We start from the raw sequence: 18,457 nt of genomic DNA, 5'->3' as shown, positions 1-18,457 counted from the left end.
GAGGGGAAATCCAGTTTTCTGTTTCTGGTGAAGTCAGTTTCAGGGTGTTTTGAAAAGTTCTCGGGATGGAGCGCCATTCCTGAAATAATTTCTAAGAGATTGTTTTTAACCTGTTTTGCAAATGACATATGAGACCTCCTTGTAGTCAGACAAAAGATATAGTTCTGATTACAGGGGCCGCTCTTGTTGCTGTCACACCAGCAACGAGAGCGGCCGCACATTTTGGGCTCTGTGTCAACCTTTAGAGGTGATTTTTTTTAAATTTAGGTTAGACCCTTATTCAGGATTTAACCTCGTAACTTAACTAACTGACATTGGGTGTGAACAGTAACGAAAATAATTCATTTGAAAGCATGTTAGAATATAGTTTCGATGAATGACGGAATAAAACCAAGAATAATCTTTAAGGAGAACTATGGGGAAAAAAGAAGAACAATCAAAAGAAGTGTATAACAGGATGGCTAGAGAATATGATTCATCACAAGAGGGAAAATATACCAGACCTCATAAAACAGAGTTAGTAAAGCAGGTGGAGATTAAGGACGGGGATGCCATTTTAGATGTTGCCTGTGGCAATGGGGTATTATTAAATGAACTATCCAAAAAAGCGAGAGTTGTTGCAGCCGGAACTGATATATCTAAAAACATGGTTGCTATTGCAAGGGATAGGTATCCTAATTGTGTCTTTGCAGAGGGATCAAGTTTCCCATTGGACTTTCCAGATAAAAGCAGGGATGTTATAACCGTATCTTGTGCATTTCATCATTTTGAAAATCCACAGGGATTTGCAAACGAATGTATGAGAGTTTTGAAGGCAAAAGGAGCAGTTTACATGGCAGAACCATATTTTTCACCAATGGTACGCTGGATTGCAAACTACATCGTATTTCCCCTTTCACATTCTGGAGATGTCAAGGTATACAGCCAAAAAGAATTGTATGATTATTTTGAAAAAGCAGGCTTTTCAGAGATAGAAACCTATATAAAAGGCACCGTGCTATTCGTATCTGCAAAAAAACTTCTGAATGAGAATCCATAAATTGGCGTGGCTACATATCAGTTGAGTGCTTCTTATGTAAAGTTTTATCAGCCTTTTTGTATGCGGGAAGCTATCTGTAATAATTCTCAATGCCGATACCGATAGTAGCCCAATAATTTGCTGTCCTCATTTCATATTCAATCTCGTCTGCCTCCATCGGTTCTCCGTCCGCCGCAGCGTTTGCTATCATTTTCTGAATATCTTCCGGAATGGAGGGGCGAAACACACCAACACTAATATTTAAAAACCCGTAACAATATCCGTTTTCGTGATCATCAATATCACCACGATTCTTTTCGCTGAGAATATTGTATAACTGATCTGCTTCGGTTTGGAACGCATAAACGCCATATATTTTAGGCTGGATGTTTCCGTCAATTCCGGCTAAAAACTCAATAAATGTTACCCTGTCATTATTGTCAAAATCAAATCTCAGCTCATTATGAAAATAGAACAAAGAATTTTCATGTCTTCCATAAGGGACTCCCAAGAGACTTTCGACATCTTTGCGTGAAGCTGAAAGGGGGATTGTTACATCATTAAACTTAATACCTTCTAATGGGATTATCTCTATATTGTCCATATCGCTTTTTGCTCCTATTTAATTCATTTCTACAATAACAGAACCTTCCATTATTGATTTTTATGGTAATTTGCTCTCTCCATACTTCTTCTTGATAATAAAGATACATAACAAGGTTCGTAGCAATTTTCAAAAATGCCATACCATTTTTACGTAACCCACATTCTTTTGGGTAAACTTTTTTAATATCATCAAATCAAACTGGGATTTATCTAATCATTTTGAACATTCCCGGACCATCCCATTCACAAGGTCTTTCTTCAAATCCCTTTTTCTTATAAAACAAGAGTGCATCTTTCGTACTGATCAATTCTAAACTGACAGCCCAATCAGGATTGATATTTTCTCTTATATAATTTTCTAAACATTCTATTAGCAACGTTCCTACTCCCATTGCCTGATAGTCTGGTATTACAACAAAATCTTTGATATAAAATGACATACCCCCATCTCCAATCAACCGCACCATTCCTATCGGCTGTTTTTTATCATAAGCTGTAAATGTTGCAATAGTATTGCTCAAAGCCTTTTCGACTTGTCCAATACATGGCGCTTCCCATCCAACTGACGTGTATAAATCCAGAAACAGTTCTGGTGATAGTGTATTTATTCTCACTTCCATAACTACTCTCCTTTAATTTATGGATACAATCCTTTAACTTAGTCAAAACGTAAGAGGGTTTATAAACGCTATCTCTCCATATTCAAATTTTCCTTACCACAAACTGTAAGTTATTTTACTGATGTTCTATAAATCCAATGATTGAAAAAATTAATCCAACGACACCTATTCCGATAGCAAGCAATCCCATACCCGATGAAGAAAGAGAAATTACAATTGCAAAAAGTAGTATTGCAACGCCTAATCCAATTTTTTTCATTATGAATCCTCCTCTACAACTTCTAAGTTTTCTGGACAAACTGTGAATTATCATTTAATTATCTTTCTCTGCACTTAATTCCATAACTTCCCCGGCTCCCATTCTCGTATCCTCGATATATTTCATATGTTTTCTCATTTATTATAACTTCATCATCACCATTAAAAGAATAGGAGTATCCATTTTCCTCACAGTATTTAGAAATTGCCTGTTGCGCTTTTGCAACAGTCGGATAAATACCGCCATTTTCATAGGGCACCCCAAAAGAATTTTTAAACATCTTAAACATAAAATCCCTCCTACCGTTCATTTGAATAATCATTGAATCCCTTCCTCAAGTTTAGACAATCGGTCACAAACATTCAAGTTGTTATTCAGCATTTCTTATTTTTCTGATATTGTTATTCATTAAATGCCTTCCCAAATTTCTATACAAGAAGCCTTTAAGTACTGACAGTTCTTGATTATGATCTTTTAGTAACTCATCCGGACAATCATAAATTCCGAAGTCATGGTTAATGCCCTCGCTCTGAATATAGGTATCGTTTCGATCAAAATCAATTACAGGATTATGAAAATCCTTTACAGCAACACCATACCCGCAAAAGGCACCTGAGCATATTGAGTTTATACGTTGTAATTGTGAAAGGTATTTTTTATCTAATATAAATGCCTCTAATTCATACCATATCCCGTCCAAATATACCTCGACCCAGCTGTGTAAAATATTTTTGGGAGCGTTTTTGTATACAAGGCCTGTCATTGCCCCTTTTTGCAATTTCTTATCAATTGTAAATCCATGCATACGACATGGAATATGAACTCCGCGGAGCAGGGCCATAAATAATGTTCCCTTTGTATTACATTGCCCATACCCATCAGACAACACTTTTGACGCGGGGATATGATCATCTATATTGTAACCAAATAGGATTTCATCACGAACAAAATTGTATATCTTCTTTATGCGATTGTACTCATCTATATTTTCCCATTGCCTGTCCCTTATTAATTGCTGAATATTTTCGGCAGAAAAGTTTAACAAAGAGGTTTCTTTTAAATATTGTTCCATCAGTGGACTCCCCCATAAAATCACATCATTATTTAGCCAAAAACATAATTTGTTTCTTCGTTTCGGGCTTTAGGTACTTTGCCTTTTCCTGTAGTAATTCAATAATTGTTTGTTTATCATTTTTAGAGAGAACAGCGTAGGAACGGTTATATGTAAATATCCATCTGCTGATTTGTGTTTGACATAGATTTTCTAATTTCTCACAGCCACTGCCAAGGAGCATAAGAGTATAAATCAGCGATTGCCATTTACCGCTCAAAAACAGAAGAGTGGCGCATTTTATTTTTGTGTTCTCATTTGATGAGTTATTAAGGATTTCTGATACTTTTTCAAAATCGTACTCTCTATTCTTTTTGAGCAGTATCGCTGCTGTTTTGACTATGCCAGATTTATCTGCGGCCAGCATATCTGTTATATTAGCCAGATATTTTTCTGTATTTAACCGCATTAATGCCGTCATTGCGGCACGAACAACAGAAACCCTGTCATCTGCTAAATACTTCTCAATAAGTTCACAGTCTTCGGCAGATCCAACTTCCCCCAGTCCATAAATACTAATTGATGTATTTACATAAAGGTGATTCAAATAAATTTGGCGGATGTCCACCTTTGTATCACTCAGGGAAATAAGATTGCGGGAGAACGCACGAACCTGTGCATTTTTATCCATTAGCATATGTTTTGCAATATCAAATAAGTCATTGGAGTGATTATCAATTAAGTACTGTAATGCTAAGATGCGATTCGGCGGATACTTATCCTTCAGAAAGCATTTGCTTAACTCCAGTATTTCGGTGCTGTCTGCATTTGTTTTTAGTAATTTCTGAAAAACCGTTTTTCGTAGAAAGGGGTCTTTTTCATGAAAAATGTAATCCATCAGGTAGTCGTTATCTATTTTATCCAGATGATTAATGATTGATATACAAAATTTTCTTGCCCTAAAATCAGTACTGTTTAACCCTCGTTTTATCAATTGGCCGTTGATCCGAAAGAGATTGACTACAACCGGCAGAATAGTATCATACCCGTACCGTGTGCTCCTACGTAATTTTTCCATAAGGGGAAGCGCATGAACAATTTCCTCTTCACTGGAATATGCCAATATCTGGGTAAACACATTAAATGCCGCCTGACGCACTTGACAAACCCAATCATTACACCTTAGAAGAATAAAGGGGAGGGCATCCTTATATTTACCCAAAGCGTAGATAGCCTGTTCTCTGATATATCCGTTTGGATGAAAAGACGCAAAAACAAAGACTGCACGTTTTTCATCCTCTGACATATGTTTTGTAACAAAGCTTTCCACGTTTAACTCTTTCCAGTTGATGCTCCATTCCATTGAAGTTGTCTGTCGCATTTGCTTATCAATTCTGTAAATATCATCAAAAGAAAGTTTATTTAAAAATTCGCATAGAAAGTTTGCGGCGGCCACTTTGTGATTATCGGAATTCTCAGCAAGAACACAAAAAATTAAAGGCAGATTATGCAGTGCACCTTCTGATGCCAGAGCAATGTAAGCATTTAAATTTGAAGAATAAAAATCAGTTTTTTTATGCAAAAACATTGTTTTAGCACCTCCCGGTTATATAAATAATTTCCGCCCGCAACTTTCATTTGGCTAAAGGCAACTGGCTTTTCAGCAGCCATTTTTAATGCCTGATGTCAGCGCTGAACCACATAACGATAATGCGGCATATCTACACCCTTGTAATGCTTTGTCCATGTGCCTGCCATTGTCATCCCGTTTCTTATGGCTACGTTTTGAGATGCTATATTTGTATCTCTGATGATAGAGCAAACTTCTTCTGCTCTTAATACTTCAAACGCATACTTTTTACACGCCTTTGCCGCTTCGATGGCATACCCTTTATGCCAATATAATCTCTCGAAAAGATAACCTATTTCAAGTACCTCCTCATCCTTCCAAGACTGCATTGTAAGCCCGCATTGCCCGATCATTTCATCGGTCTCCTTTAAAACGACTGCCCATAAACCAAATTTCCATTTTTGATAACGGGAAATTTGTCTATCGAGCCATTCTTGGACTTCCTCATCACTGAATGGTCCCTCATATGCGTACATTGTATCTTTATCTTGTAAGATTTTACACAATGATTCTAAATCAAATTGATTCATCTCACGCAGATATAATCGTTCTGTTTCGAGTATCATATTTCCCACCCCAAATCCCGATTTTCGCTTAGTCTATTCTTTCCCAATGGATTCTGTCATTTATCCAGTGTAAGCATTTTCTTCAGTATTTGAAAAATTTTGTTTATCTAACCATTCTTGTTCTTTCACATTCTCTGGAATATCAATTCTTTCTATTTTAAATATGACTGGTCTTGTCCCATCATTGCAGCAAGCGATCATCATTCTTTCGTCATTTGTCCAATTATGCATAATTGAACCTCCTTGTAATGCTGTATAAACATATCTGCTTATTGCATCCCACGCTTCTCCGCAAAACTTTCCATTCATTAATTGATAAAAGTCATCTCTTTCAGGTGTTCTTTTTAATATAAAAGTATCTCCCGCTTTAAAACAAGGACAAGGACCTGATTTTGGATTAGCAAGATATTTCTTCTGATAATCCGAAAAAACTTTTGTTTCCAATACTGTTATTTTGCATTCATGTTTCATGATTTTTTTACCTCACTAAATTCATAAATTTCTTTTGGATAAACTGGGATTGACGCACTGTAGATTATCCTCATTTTACATACTACATTTGAAATGCCGTTATCCAAAAACATATTCCGACTATAAGTGAAAGCGGAGTCATAACATATTTTTCTTTCCTACTTTTTGAAATCATGTTCATAATAGTATTCAAAGATAGGTAAGCGGCAAAGAAGAAACAAATATATTTAGTAACCTTAAAAGACAACCACAAGGAAATAAAACCTCCGGCTTGCAAAACAATTATCATTGCAAAAATTTGGACAGCAAACGAAATGACTGCCATAACTCTAAATTTCTTAGGTAAGATTTTATATTGTCCACCCATTGTAAATTCGCCCAAAGGCAAACCGCAAGCAACAAGAACTGTCATAGTTGCTATAACTCCAAATAATACTGCACCTAATATTGAATACATAAATCAATATTCTCCCTTCGCAAAATACAAAAAATTTCAGTTATAAATTCAAATTTTCCATCCAGCTATACTGGATGGAAAATTTGCTAAAGCCAGATCGCTTTCACAATTAACCATATGACGACAACCCAAAATAGAATGATAGGGACTGCATAATACCACTTTTGGGGTTTACCATCTTTCCACAAGTCAATAGCAAGAGCAAGATTCTTCTCCCAGACGGGTTTTGGAATAAAACGTATCGTTAAGGCGATAAAAGCAGGAAGCAGTATAAGGTCGTCCAAATACCCAAGCACCGGAATAAAATCTGGTATTAAATCAACGGGAGAAAGTGCATAAGCAACCGTTATCGCCGCGAAGAACTTTGCTATAAGTGGAGTTTCATTATCCTTTAATGATAAAAAAACAGCAGGTATCTCTGCCTTTAATTTTTGTATCCTGCTTTTTAGATCCATCGTTCTCCTTCCTACAACTTCAAATTTTCCCACTACAAGCTGGAATTTGATAAATACTATGCTGACTAATATTTCTTGAAGCATTCCTGCTAAAAATTAGGATAAAGAACTGGACACCTCATTTCTTTTACTTTCTAATTTTCTTCCAATTATGTCAAGTACTCCAAATATAATCAGACTGACAAGTACTGCCCATAATACTACTGGCTTTACGCTTTCTGTTAAATCTCCAAAAAGCAACATTAGCATAAACTCTGTTCCACCTAAAAGTGTAGAAACTTGAATAATCCTAATAATATATTTCATGCTTATATCTCTCCTTTCATAACTGAAACACTTAATTTTACAACTTAAAATTTATAGATTATAACCAAAGATGAATATGTCCACCTTTGTATAACCTTGGGAAATAATATTGCGGGAGAACGCACGAACCGTACATTTTTATCCATTAGTTTATGTTTTGCAATATCAAATATGTCATTGGAGTGACTATATCAATCTATATTAATCCAATATCTTTGTTCTGTTTTCCCTTCATTTTGAATTTCATTTTCCAAAATTCCACCATTGTTTTGAATGGACTTTGCAGAGCCGGTATTATTTTTGTCACATACCATCAGGACCTTATGGATTCCAAGTGCTTTGCATTCTTCCAATGCTAAAGCAATCATCTTTGTGGCATATCCTTTTCTTCTTTCAGATGGCCGGATTCCATCACCGATATGACCTCCAAATTGTAGTAAAGAATCATTCAAATAGTGGCGAATATTCACGGCACCAATCATAATATTTCTTTCTTCATCCAGACAAAAAAATGTGGAAGAAGGAACTTTTCCTTCTTCAGCCTTTATATAATCTAAATTTGAAATATAGGATGTAAAATCGTGGTAGTCATTTTTGAAGATTGCCATAGGAGAATGATTGGCAGATACATGGTTATTATTATACTCAATCCATTCTTCCAGCATATTTACAATTAAATTTTCATATTCAGCACTTGCCTTTACTAATCTTAATGCCATAAATTATCATCCTCCATAGATTTTATTTTTTCAAAACTAAAAACTTAACCGGTTTTTTGAATGTCGTTTAAGCCATATTTTTGGGATACAGATAGAAAACAAAACGCAATGACCGTACCAATAACGCCATACACAGCATCTACTATATCAGGTGTATTCATAAATCCCATAACGGTTTCACATATAATATTAGCTATAATAATTATTATTCCTAATAAGGCGACCCGTTTAAATTTTATTCCCTGTAAAGTCCATGTAAAGCCGATAGCCAGATAAACTATCAAACTTAATGATAAATTTGAAATATGGGAATTTATTTCTTCATTGATAACAACTATGTGGCTGTTGAAGGCGCTTATCCAGCGTATAATCGTTAAAAGCGCTCCTAATAAAATTAAACTGTAATATAGAATGTTAGTTATTTTCTTTGGCTTGAACTTGTAGTTTATGTTCATGTGATTACATTTTGCCCTTTCATAAATTTTAAGTGTATAAAATTCCTTTTGTCATTGACATCATTATACCATGTAATTTTCCATTGTTCTATTTATATCAACGTTAATTGTATGGTATATTCCAAAGAAAAATATTATAATATGCTTACAGATGAAAACAGGACAGAAAAAGTAAGACGGGATTTTGAGAAAGGGGAATATCGTTATGAGCAGAAGCCACGGGGCTGGTGGAAAATTGGAGATAAGGAACATAAAAAAATTGTCAGATTCTAATGTGATTATAAATGTAGTGTCTAAAACGGTGAAAGAAGTATATCCTAGATATTATCCGGGAGAGGTGGTTACTTTTTTCCTGCTGTTCCATAGTGAAGAGAAAGTCATGAAGGATATTGCTGACGGAAATGTCTGGGTGCTGGTACATGATGGGCAGGTTATAGGGACCGGAAGCATAGAAGAAAACCATATCACCAGAGTTTATATACTTCCTGAGTACCAGGGGAATGGATATGGAACCTTTTTAATAGAGAAGCTCGAAAAAGAGCTCGGAAAAAAGTATGACAGTGTGCTGGTCGATGCGTCACTGCCGGCATGCTGTTTATATGAGAAATTGGGGTATCGTACAGTAAAGCATGAGCGGATGGCTTTGATGAATGATGCTGTGCTTGTTTATGAAGTGATGGAGAAGAGATTGGACGGGAAAGATGCCAGAATATAAACAGGAACGAATCCCTCAAATAGTCCCAAAAAGGAACGGATCAGTGGATTCGTTCCTTTTTTGTGCATTTACCCCTTGTTAGCATGAAATTAGAAAGTAAATTCGGTAAATATGCTTAAAAGTAAGGGGGATGAGATGGAATTATACGATGAAATTATTCGAAACACGAGAGAATATTTATCGGCATACACACCTCGCTGTTATCCGTACGATGAGAAGCAGTGCTGGGAGGAGACTGCTTCGGGGGAAATGGTCATGCTGCGTGATGCCGCTTTTGAACTGGGCGGGGGTAACTGTGAATCTGTCAATTACACATGTGTGACTTCTGCTTTGGATGGAGCCGGGAAAAATGAAGTGCTTCTTTATGGGCCGGAATTAAGTGAACTGAAGGGGGATGTATCGTTTGCGAGGATTGTTTTTCTTACTGCTGATCCGTCGGTTTGGGAGGGACTTGGTGAGGAGGCGGCTTATCGGTTTATCCGTGATCTGGAATATGTCAGGTACCACGTCTATCCGAGGGGATATATGGTCAGAACATCGGCAAAGAGCAGCAAGGAGCAGGCAAGAGTCAGCAGGGAGGCTTTGAAAGCGGGGATTAGTTTTGAAAAGCTTGGAGCTGTATATATCAGAAAGTACCTGCAAAATCCGGGAATACAATCTGTACAGGTTCTGTTTCTGACCGGACTGTATTCGCTTGTACCGTTTCAAAAGGAGGCAGGGCAGGCGGAGGCGGTGACAGAAGCATTGAACCATATTTTAAAGGGGATGCCGATGAACTGCGGAACATGTGATTTGAAAGTAATCTGTGATGAAGTGGAGGGGATGCGTGCACTGCATCAAAAGAAGCGGTAGAACAATAGTGCGGATTAAACAGGCAAAGGAGAGCAAAATGGAAGGAAATGCAAAAGTAATAGCCGTCACAGGTAAAGGCGGCGTGGGAAAGACCTCTCTTGCGGCAGCGCTCGTGCGCAGGCTTACAGAACGGTATCCGGAGGCAAAGGTACTTGCGATTGATGCGGACCCGGCAGTGGGGCTTGCGACAGCCCTTGATGCAGAGGTTAAGGAGACACTGGATGATATCCGTCTGGAGATTACGGACGGGGTATCGGAGAAACTGAAGGAAACACAGGATATCCTATCGGAGGCGAAGTTCCGTATTCTCGATATGATGGATGAAAAAAACGGGTTTGCGTTTGTTGCAATCGTAAGGCCCGAATCGTCCGGCTGTTATTGTGCCATTAATTCTTATCTCAGGGATGTAATTTCCATGCTGGCGGGGCAGTTCGACTATGTGGTGATTGATGGGGAGGCCGGGATCGAGCAGGTGAACCGGCGCGTCATGGAACAGGTGACACACCTGCTTCTCGTAACCGACCAGAGCAGGAAAGGGATGCAGGTTATCCAGACGATCAAGGAGGTTGCGGACCGGCTCGTGATGTATGAGAAGCTGGGGGTTGCGGTCAACCGGATTACACAGACCGTTATTCCAATGGAGAGCCCATTTCCGGATGAACCATTCATACAGATTAAAAATGATGAGGCCCAGATTGTGAATGATATTCAGGGGAAAAGTGTATTCGAACTGCCGGAAGATTCCCTGCTGATGAAAGGGGCGGACGAGATTCTGGAGGCATTGAAACTGTAACGGGGATTTACATGAACAGAAAAGGGAGGCGATCGTATTTATGAAAGATTTGAAGCATCTGTATGATTTGGAGCAATTGCTTCAGGAGTGCAACAATGATCTGGTGAAAGAGGCGTGCGAAAAGGGACAGATTGCGGTCGGGGACGTGTGCAGTATGATACCGGAAGTACTGCTGAACCTGCCCGGGTGTTTTTCCGTGCGTTTAAGGGCACCACGGACCGGATCTATAGAGATCGGGACATATTACATGACGAGTCTACTGTGCGAGTACTGCCGGGCCCTTGTGGAACGTGCGGTGGAGGGCGGCTATAATTTTCTGGACTGTATCATTGCACCGGATGCATGTGCGGCCATGAACCGCTGTGTAGAAAACATGGAACTTTTGAAGACCTGTGAGAAGGAGAAGTTTTTCGTTACATATTCAGACGTACCGATGAAGTCGGATGAAACGGCGCTGAAGCATTATGTAAGGCAGATGCGGCTGCGTGTGCTGGAACCGCTCCATGATGTGTATGGCATCGATGTTTCGGATGCGGCGCTTCTTGAAGCAGTGGAACAGCATAATAAAGTATGCCGTCTGATCCGTGAACTGGGAGAATTCAGGAAGGAAGAATACCCCCGTATAACGGGCTACGAGTTCTACATATTCTGTCTGGCGACTTACTGCTGTCCGAAGGATATGCTTCTCCCGATTCTGGAAGAGACTCTGGAGGAAGTACGCGAAAGAGAGCCGGATCAGGAGAAAACTTACCGGATCAGGGTTTTGCTTGCAGGATCTGAGATTGACGATCTGGATTTTATAAAACTGATTGAAGACAACGGTGCTTTGATCGTGGCAGACAGACACTGCTTCGGTTCTTTTCCGGGGCGGGATGAAATCAAGATTTGCGAGGGGGAAGACCTATTGACCCAGATCTGCCGCCACTATATGGTGACCGGACAGTGCCCGCGTTTTATGAATACAGAAAAGGTGGAGGAGCGCAAAGATTATGCAGACCGGCTTGCGAAAGAATATCATGCGGACGGGATCATTTATGAACAAATGAAGTTCTGTGATTACTGGGGATATGAGAGGATGGCGGCGAGCCATATCATGCATGAGGAATATGGGTATCCGGTCCTTTCTATTGACAGGCCGTATGTTGTGGGGAGCTCGGGACAGCTCCGTACCAGAGTGCAGGCATTTGTGGAGAGTGTGGAAATCAAGAAGATACAAGGAGGGAGATAGATGGGCAGGAAGATCAACAGTGAAAAGCTTGGCAGCCTCTACTACGGAAAACGGACGAAGAAACGCCGTGAATGGCGAGGTGCAGCGGATACATGGTATGACTATACGCGCTGGCTGAAAAACTGGTCGGTGATGGCAAAATTTATGGCAAAACCGGCCAACTTAAAAGGCTTTTTCCGCTACCGCTGGATGGGGAACTATCTGGCTGTACCGGATTTTGTGGACCGCCATACAGAGGGACTGAGGGGCCCGCAGCTGCGTATCGCGCATCAGGAATTTGATTTTATTGTGGAACATGTCTGCGATACGATCAGTGATTTGTTCAGGGCCGACCCGAAATGTGGTAATGACGAAGAGTTTAGCAAAAAGCTTGTCGTATTCGATGAAAATATGATGTCGCAGATCATGAACGGTTTTCCAAATCTGAAAATGGTCTGCAGGGAGATTCCGATCGTCTACACCCCTTCCACGGTAGCGCAGGATGGTGTCCTTCATTATATTGATGTAGCAGAAGAGTTTGGACTGCCTTCCGATGTCTGTCCGATGCCGGCCGCGGAGCTGGGCTGTGCGATTGATGATGACTACCCGCTTGTTGGTGTTTGTGCCGTGAACTGCAATACAACCTGTGACGGCAGTCTGATGGGGAACGGTGTGGAGGCAAGAAGGTTCAATATTCCGTCGTTCCAGCTTGCCGTTCCAATCCGGCATATGCAGCAGAGCGTGCAGGAATATGGTGCGGAAGAAGTAGCAAACTGCATCCGGTTTATTGAAGAACAGACAGGTGAAACGTTCGACTGGGATCATTACTTCAAGTGTATGGAAACATTTAATGAGGAGACGAAGCTGTTCCGTGAGTGGCTGGATATTTCCAAAACGAATCATCCGCAGGTGATCGGGAATAATGTGGCGCTGTACCGGGATGCCTATTATCAGGTGGGAGGCGGCCGTGATCCCCGTTTCCTTGAGAATGACCAAAAGATCACGCAGCTGGCGTATAAAGGATATGAGAAGAAGGTTCCCTGTGTGTCCGAGGTTCGTCACCGTGCGGTGTTGTGGGGCGTTCAGGCACAGTACTATACGGCATTTCCGATCTGGCTGCAGAACTGCTGGGGCATCCTTCCGCTGATCGACATGCTGAGCCTGACCTCTACAGAGCTGTACAGCACCACGGATAAACAACAGGCTCTGTATGACATGGCAGACCTGTACATGAAGATGAATATGAGAAACCGCTCCAACGGTGGATATGAAGTCGGTGTGGATGATCTGTGGCGGTTTTGTGAGGAATTTCATGCAGACATGGTCATTATGTATGAACATATCGGGTGTAAGGCAATGGCAGGTTACCACGGAATCTTCGAGGAGCAGGCGAAAGAGCGCGGGCTGCACCTGATCTGGGTGACACACGGCCTGATGGACCCGAGAAAAGCGGGCCGCAAGGATATGCGTGACGAGGTGAACCGTTATATGAGGACGGTGCTGAGAGAGGAGCCGCTGGATGAGTCTCTGGAAGAGTTTCAAGATGAAAACAACTGGTAGAGAGGAGCTGACAGGTGATGAAAAAATATTTTGGCGGTTGTGATGTTGGTTCAACCTATACAAAGTGTGTCATATTGGATGAAGACGGAAATATGGCTGCCCACACGACGATGAAAAGTAAAATGAATTCAGAAAAAAGTGCGCGCGCGGCAATGGAGGAGACTCTCGCACAGGTGCCGGGGCTCGATTCCCCGGAGGATCTGGCCTATCTGATCGGAACCGGATATGGGAGAAATAAAGTGCCCTTTGCACAGGAAAATATCAGTGAGATCAGCTGTCATGCTATGGGTGTGCATATGACGGACCCGAAAGTCCGGGCTATCATCGATATCGGCGGGCAAGACATCAAAGGAATCGCAATTGATACAGACGGAACAGTAAAGAATTTTGCCATGAATGATAAGTGTGCGGCCGGTACCGGGCGTTTTTATGAGACAATGGCAAATGCATTCGAGATGTCACTTCCGGAGTTTTCGAAACTGTCCCTGACAGCCAAAAATGTGATTCCGATTACGGCCCAGTGTACCGTATTTGCAGAGAGCGAGGTCATTACACTGGTGGGAGAAGGGAAACCCATGAATGAGATTGCAGCCGGAATCCAGCGTTCTGTTGCAAAGCGATGCTTCATTATGGCAAAGAAAGCCGGAGCCACAGACAGCGTGACACTGACTGGGGGCTGTGCAAAAAATGACGGTCTGAAGAAGGCGATTGAGCAGGTTCTGAAACTAAAAGTAGTAGATCTAAAGACAGACCCGCAGCTGATGGGGGCACTCGGGGCGGCTGAGTATGCAAGGCAGAAAGGTCTGGCAAAAGGGAAAGGAAGATGACGATGAAGAAGAGAGTCTGTAAAATATTGAAAACGGTAGTTGTTGTTTTTGCAGTGCTGTTCGGGCTCAGCCTGATTGTATACTATTTTAATCTGGACATGAAACTGGCGGCCGGGATGCAGAAGATCATGGATAAAGTGTATGACAGCAGGAAGAGGGACCGCCGCCTGTAGGTATGCCGGGGAATGGAATATTTCAAAACGAAAGGAGTTAAGTTATGAGACCGCTGATTATGAAACTGGCCACGAAGATAAGTGTCGAAGCCAAATCGTATACGGGAATCACGGTTCATGATCCGGAATACAGGATACTGGAACCGGTGGTGACGGACGAGATGGCGGAGGTGGCGCTTGCGGCGAAGGTGCGTAAGAATATGACCGCAGATGAGATTGCCCCACGCTGTAAAAAACCGCTGGAGGAGACGAAAAAGCTTTTATGGGATCTGGCCGTGGCAGGTGTGATGCGTGTACACCATGCAGACGGAACGGATTACTACATGCTGCCGATCTGGGTACCGGGGATCATGGAGATGATGGTTGCGAACAAAGAGCAGGCAGAGAAATATCCGGTGATGGCGGAGTGTTTCGAGGAATATACCCGCAGACGGACCAAACTGCTCGGACCAAATGTTCCAGTTGGAAAAGGACTGATGCGTGTCATACCCGTCGAGGAGGCAATCAACGGGGACAGCCATGCCGCGGATTACGAGGAAGTATCGTCCTACATAGAAAAAGCCTGGCGGCTGTGTGTGTCTGACTGTACATGCCGGCGCTCCAGAAGGCTGATGGGCGAGGGCTGCGGCCATCTGGAGCAGGATATGTGCATCCAGCTGGACGAGGGGGCCGATTATTTTATACGCACCGGTGTAGGGCGTGAAATTACGAAAGAGGAAGCCTATGAGATCTTGAAGCGTGCAGAAGAGAACGGGCTGGTGCATGAGATACAGAACCTGGACGGTGAGGGGAAGACGGTGGCCATCTGCAACTGCTGCACCTGTTCCTGTTTTTCCCTGCGTGTTGGAAAGTATTATATGTCACCGGATTTCAACAGATCTAACTATGTTTCCAAGGTAGATGTGGATAAGTGTACAGCCTGCGGCCAGTGTGTGGAAAACTGTCAGGTGAATGCACTCCATCTGGGAAGAAAACTGTGTGCGAAGACCCCAATCCCGGAAAAAGAAACCGAGACGCCCCACGACCATGTGTGGATGCTGAACAAGAAACGATGGAACCCGGAGTTCCGTTTTAACAGGGATGAGATTGACGAAAATGGAACCGCTCCCTGTAAAACCAATTGCCCGGCTCATATTGCCGTACAGGGTTATATCAAACTTGCCGCGCAGGGAAAATATATGGAGGCGCTCGAGCTGATCAAGAAAAACAATCCGTTCCCGGCGGTTTGCGGACATATCTGCAACAGACGCTGTGAAGATGCCTGTTCCCGTGCAGATGTGGATGAACCGGTAGCCATCGATGAGATTAAGAAGTTTATTGCAGAGCAGGAACTGAAGGCAGAGACACGCTTCATTCCAAAGATGCTGAATCCGCAGGGAGAAAAATACGGGAAAAAGATCGCCGTTATCGGCGGGGGCCCTGCAGGGATGAGCTGTGCGTATTATCTTCAGATACGCGGATATGATGTCACCGTATTCGAGAAAAATGACCGGCCCGGCGGTATGCTGACAATGGGGATTCCCACGTTTCGTCTGGAGAAGGATGTGGTGGATGCAGAGATCGAAGTTCTGCGTGAGATCGGCGTTACATTCCGGACTGGAATTGAGGTCGGCAGGGATGTGACCATTAGAGAACTGCGGCAGCAGGGATATGAGGCGTTTTATCTGGCAATCGGCGCCCAGGGCGGCAGAAAACTGGGCGTGGAAGGCGAAGAAGCCCGGGGCGTGCTGTCAGGCGTTGCATTTCTGAGAAATGTCAGTCAGGATGAAACGACAAAACTGGAAGGCAGGACGGTTGTTGTCGGCGGAGGAAATGTTGCCATTGATGTGGCGCGTACGGCGGTCCGGGCCGGAAGCAGTGAAGTGGCCCTGTATTGTCTTGAGAGTGCGGACGAAATGCCCGCACAGAAGGAAGAGCAGGAAGAAGCAAAGGCAGAAGGAATCTCATTAAACTGTGGCTGGGGACCAAAGCGGATACTGACAGAGGATGGAAAAGTGACAGGGATAGAATTCAAGCGCTGCACGGCCGTGTTTGATGAAAACCACCGTTTCAGCCCACAGTATGATGAACATGATACAGTTACGATAGAATGTGAGAATATTCTTGTCTCCATCGGACAGTCCATCCAGTGGGGGACCATGCTGGACGGAACCCGGGTCAGGCTGAACAGGAATCAGACAGTAATGGCAGATGAGAGGACTTATCAGACAGGAGAGCCGGATATCTTTGCCGGAGGTGATGCATACACAGGACCAAAGTTTGCCATTGATGCTATTGCGGCAGGAAAAGAAGCGGCCGAATCTATCCATCGGTACGTACAGCCGGGACAGAGTCTGACCATCGGGCGTCCGGCGGGCAAATACCATGAATTAGACAAAGAAAATGTGGAATGGGACAGCTTTGACCATGCACGGAGGGAAAGACCATGTGCCCCGGACCCGGAACAGGCAAAGCATACGATGAGAGACCTGCGAGGAACATTTACCGAGGAGCAGGTGAAAAAAGAGACAGAGCGCTGCCTTGGCTGCGGTGCAACCGTGGTAGATCAGAATATCTGCGTAGGATGCGGCATCTGCACGACAAAGTGCAGGTTTGATGCGATTCATCTGGAGCGCAGATATGACGGGCACGAAGTTCCGTATGAGAAACTGATTGTCGGACACATGGCACCCACACTTGTAAAGAGAGGGGCAAAGATTGCAGCAAGACAGGCAAAAGAACTGGTGAAACGCGGGTGATTAATCATGCATGAACTTGGAATTGTACTTAGTATTGCAGATAAAGTGATGGAGGTTGCACGGGCAAACCAGCTGACAGAGATCAAAGCCATCACCATGCAGATCGGGGAAATCAGTTCTGTGATCCCGGAGTATCTGGAGAAATGTTTTCCGGCGGCAGCAGAGAGAAATCCTCTGTTTGAGAATACAGAATTGAAGATCGAAATCCTTCCGGCAAGATACCTGTGCCATGTCTGCGGAGAATCCTTCAGCCTTGGGGAATTTGAGGAGGCGAAAGGATGCCCCTCCTGTAAAGAAAATCAGTTGCTGGAACTGCTGACCGGGAGGGAGTGTTTCATAAAAAATATCGAAGCATGGTAGATGTCACTAAAAAAATACCGCCTCTGGAGTTTATATCCAGGGGCGGCTGTTGTTTATATCAACCCATGTATCTCTCAGGTATTCCGGCATTGCCTCATAAAAGATCTCAGCCATGTCCCCGGGCGTCAATGCATCCATATCGTTAAGCCATTCCTGAAGAATCCCCACACAGCCGTGGCAGTAGTGGCTGATGGAATAGCGGTCGCGGACCGAGAGCTCACTTTTCCCTGTAGTAGTCAGGTAACAGTTTGCAACGATTCCAAAGGAATAGGAATATAAGAACCCGGAGTGTGCATTCTGGCCCGATGAGCGGAAGGCCCGGCGGTAATAGCGGGAATCTTCCGAAATCCCCCTGAACATGTGAAACAGGAACTCTTTCCAGCTATGACAGACCCTCTGTCCGATCAGGCGCTCGGCAAGAGCCATTGAATTGAAGTTCAATACATCATACTTATCATGAAAATGCCGGTAGAACGTGGATTTGGACACACCGCTCTGCCGGATAATCATTTCTACCGTGATTTTTTCGAACGGTGTGTGATCCAGCAATTCATTAAAAGCATTGAAAATACGCTGTTTGGTGTATGAGCTGTGATTCATGGCGGCCCTCCTCTTTCCT

23 protein-coding genes are annotated in these 18,457 nt (G+C 42.7%); 10 read left to right on the top strand and 13 right to left on the bottom strand.

What is annotated here, in order from left to right:
- Positions 1–415: 415 nt before the first annotated feature.
- Positions 416–1,039, top strand: a complete 624-nt coding sequence (locus A8806_RS11785; protein WP_109731394.1) for a class I SAM-dependent methyltransferase — start codon at positions 416–418, stop codon at positions 1,037–1,039.
- Positions 1,040–1,109: 70 nt separating this feature from the next.
- Here the strand turns inward: A8806_RS11785 and A8806_RS11780 are convergent, their stop codons facing one another.
- From A8806_RS11780 to A8806_RS11730, 12 genes are all read right to left on the bottom strand, one after another.
- A complete protein-coding gene (locus A8806_RS11780; RefSeq protein ID WP_109731393.1) occupies positions 1,110–1,622 on the bottom strand; it encodes a hypothetical protein in 513 nt (170 codons plus the stop codon).
- A gap of 208 nt (positions 1,623–1,830) precedes the next feature.
- The gene (locus A8806_RS11775) at positions 1,831–2,244 is read right to left on the bottom strand and encodes a GNAT family N-acetyltransferase (protein ID WP_109731392.1); all 414 of its coding nucleotides are present in this window, start codon (positions 2,242–2,244) and stop codon (positions 1,831–1,833) included.
- A 115-nt stretch (positions 2,245–2,359) separates the two neighbouring features.
- A complete protein-coding gene (locus A8806_RS26195; protein WP_181368678.1) occupies positions 2,360–2,503 on the bottom strand; it encodes a hypothetical protein in 144 nt (47 codons plus the stop codon).
- A gap of 58 nt (positions 2,504–2,561) precedes the next feature.
- Positions 2,562–2,792, bottom strand: a complete 231-nt coding sequence (locus A8806_RS11770) for a DUF4318 domain-containing protein (RefSeq protein WP_242996051.1) — start codon at positions 2,790–2,792, stop codon at positions 2,562–2,564.
- Between the two features lie 81 nt (positions 2,793–2,873).
- Positions 2,874–3,575: a transglutaminase-like domain-containing protein gene (locus tag A8806_RS11765; protein WP_109731391.1), complete on the bottom strand. Its 702-nt coding sequence runs from the start codon at positions 3,573–3,575 to the stop codon at positions 2,874–2,876.
- 28 nt (positions 3,576–3,603) lie between these two features.
- Entirely contained in the window at positions 3,604–5,142 is a 1,539-nt protein-coding gene (locus tag A8806_RS11760; RefSeq protein WP_109731390.1) for a HEAT repeat domain-containing protein, read from the bottom strand.
- A gap of 98 nt (positions 5,143–5,240) precedes the next feature.
- Positions 5,241–5,750: a GNAT family N-acetyltransferase gene (locus A8806_RS11755; protein ID WP_109731389.1), complete on the bottom strand. Its 510-nt coding sequence runs from the start codon at positions 5,748–5,750 to the stop codon at positions 5,241–5,243.
- 60 nt (positions 5,751–5,810) lie between these two features.
- Positions 5,811–6,221 (bottom strand): TIGR04076 family protein, encoded by a 411-nt coding sequence (locus A8806_RS11750; RefSeq protein ID WP_109731388.1) that lies wholly within the window; start codon positions 6,219–6,221, stop codon positions 5,811–5,813.
- An 82-nt stretch (positions 6,222–6,303) separates the two neighbouring features.
- A complete protein-coding gene (locus A8806_RS11745; protein ID WP_109731387.1) occupies positions 6,304–6,678 on the bottom strand; it encodes a hypothetical protein in 375 nt (124 codons plus the stop codon).
- Between the two features lie 86 nt (positions 6,679–6,764).
- Positions 6,765–7,133: a YkvA family protein gene (locus A8806_RS11740; RefSeq protein ID WP_109731386.1), complete on the bottom strand. Its 369-nt coding sequence runs from the start codon at positions 7,131–7,133 to the stop codon at positions 6,765–6,767.
- 96 nt (positions 7,134–7,229) lie between these two features.
- Positions 7,230–7,439: a hypothetical protein gene (locus tag A8806_RS11735; RefSeq protein ID WP_109731385.1), complete on the bottom strand. Its 210-nt coding sequence runs from the start codon at positions 7,437–7,439 to the stop codon at positions 7,230–7,232.
- 191 nt (positions 7,440–7,630) lie between these two features.
- Positions 7,631–8,158, bottom strand: a complete 528-nt coding sequence (locus A8806_RS11730; RefSeq protein ID WP_109731384.1) for a GNAT family N-acetyltransferase — start codon at positions 8,156–8,158, stop codon at positions 7,631–7,633.
- 660 nt (positions 8,159–8,818) lie between these two features.
- On the opposite strand from A8806_RS11730, the gene A8806_RS11720 reads away from it, so the two are divergent.
- The 9 genes from A8806_RS11720 to A8806_RS11685 all read left to right on the top strand — a co-directional run bounded on the left by A8806_RS11720 (position 8,819) and on the right by A8806_RS11685 (position 17,838).
- Positions 8,819–9,328, top strand: a complete 510-nt coding sequence (locus A8806_RS11720) for a GNAT family N-acetyltransferase (RefSeq protein ID WP_109731382.1) — start codon at positions 8,819–8,821, stop codon at positions 9,326–9,328.
- Positions 9,329–9,463: 135 nt separating this feature from the next.
- On the top strand, positions 9,464–10,180 hold the full coding sequence (locus A8806_RS11715; RefSeq protein ID WP_109731381.1) for a hypothetical protein: 717 nt from the start codon (positions 9,464–9,466) through the stop codon (positions 10,178–10,180).
- A 37-nt stretch (positions 10,181–10,217) separates the two neighbouring features.
- Positions 10,218–10,973, top strand: a complete 756-nt coding sequence (locus A8806_RS11710) for an AAA family ATPase (protein WP_109731380.1) — start codon at positions 10,218–10,220, stop codon at positions 10,971–10,973.
- A 40-nt stretch (positions 10,974–11,013) separates the two neighbouring features.
- A complete protein-coding gene (locus A8806_RS11705) occupies positions 11,014–12,201 on the top strand; it encodes a 2-hydroxyacyl-CoA dehydratase family protein (RefSeq protein ID WP_109731379.1) in 1,188 nt (395 codons plus the stop codon).
- Positions 12,202–13,740, top strand: a complete 1,539-nt coding sequence (locus tag A8806_RS11700; protein ID WP_109731378.1) for a 2-hydroxyacyl-CoA dehydratase family protein — start codon at positions 12,202–12,204, stop codon at positions 13,738–13,740.
- 17 nt (positions 13,741–13,757) lie between these two features.
- Positions 13,758–14,567 (top strand): acyl-CoA dehydratase activase, encoded by an 810-nt coding sequence (locus A8806_RS11695; RefSeq protein WP_109731377.1) that lies wholly within the window; start codon positions 13,758–13,760, stop codon positions 14,565–14,567.
- 2 nt (positions 14,568–14,569) lie between these two features.
- On the top strand, positions 14,570–14,740 hold the full coding sequence (locus A8806_RS26190; RefSeq protein ID WP_181368677.1) for a hypothetical protein: 171 nt from the start codon (positions 14,570–14,572) through the stop codon (positions 14,738–14,740).
- 44 nt (positions 14,741–14,784) lie between these two features.
- Positions 14,785–17,478: an FAD-dependent oxidoreductase gene (locus A8806_RS11690; RefSeq protein WP_109731376.1), complete on the top strand. Its 2,694-nt coding sequence runs from the start codon at positions 14,785–14,787 to the stop codon at positions 17,476–17,478.
- Positions 17,479–17,484: 6 nt separating this feature from the next.
- A complete protein-coding gene (locus A8806_RS11685) occupies positions 17,485–17,838 on the top strand; it encodes a hydrogenase maturation nickel metallochaperone HypA/HybF (RefSeq protein ID WP_109731375.1) in 354 nt (117 codons plus the stop codon).
- A 30-nt stretch (positions 17,839–17,868) separates the two neighbouring features.
- Here A8806_RS11685 and A8806_RS11680 read toward each other — a convergent pair whose 3' ends face one another.
- Positions 17,869–18,438 carry a TetR/AcrR family transcriptional regulator C-terminal domain-containing protein gene (locus A8806_RS11680; protein ID WP_109731374.1) on the bottom strand — a complete coding sequence of 190 codons (570 nt, stop codon included), beginning with the start codon at positions 18,436–18,438 and terminating at the stop codon, positions 17,869–17,871.
- Between the last annotated feature and the right edge of the window lie 19 nt (positions 18,439–18,457).

The organism is Faecalicatena orotica, assembly GCF_003149245.1.
GTDB classification, from domain to species: Bacteria; Bacillota; Clostridia; order Lachnospirales; family Lachnospiraceae; genus Faecalicatena_A; species Faecalicatena_A orotica.
This window is presented reverse-complemented; position numbering and strand designations above follow the sequence as displayed.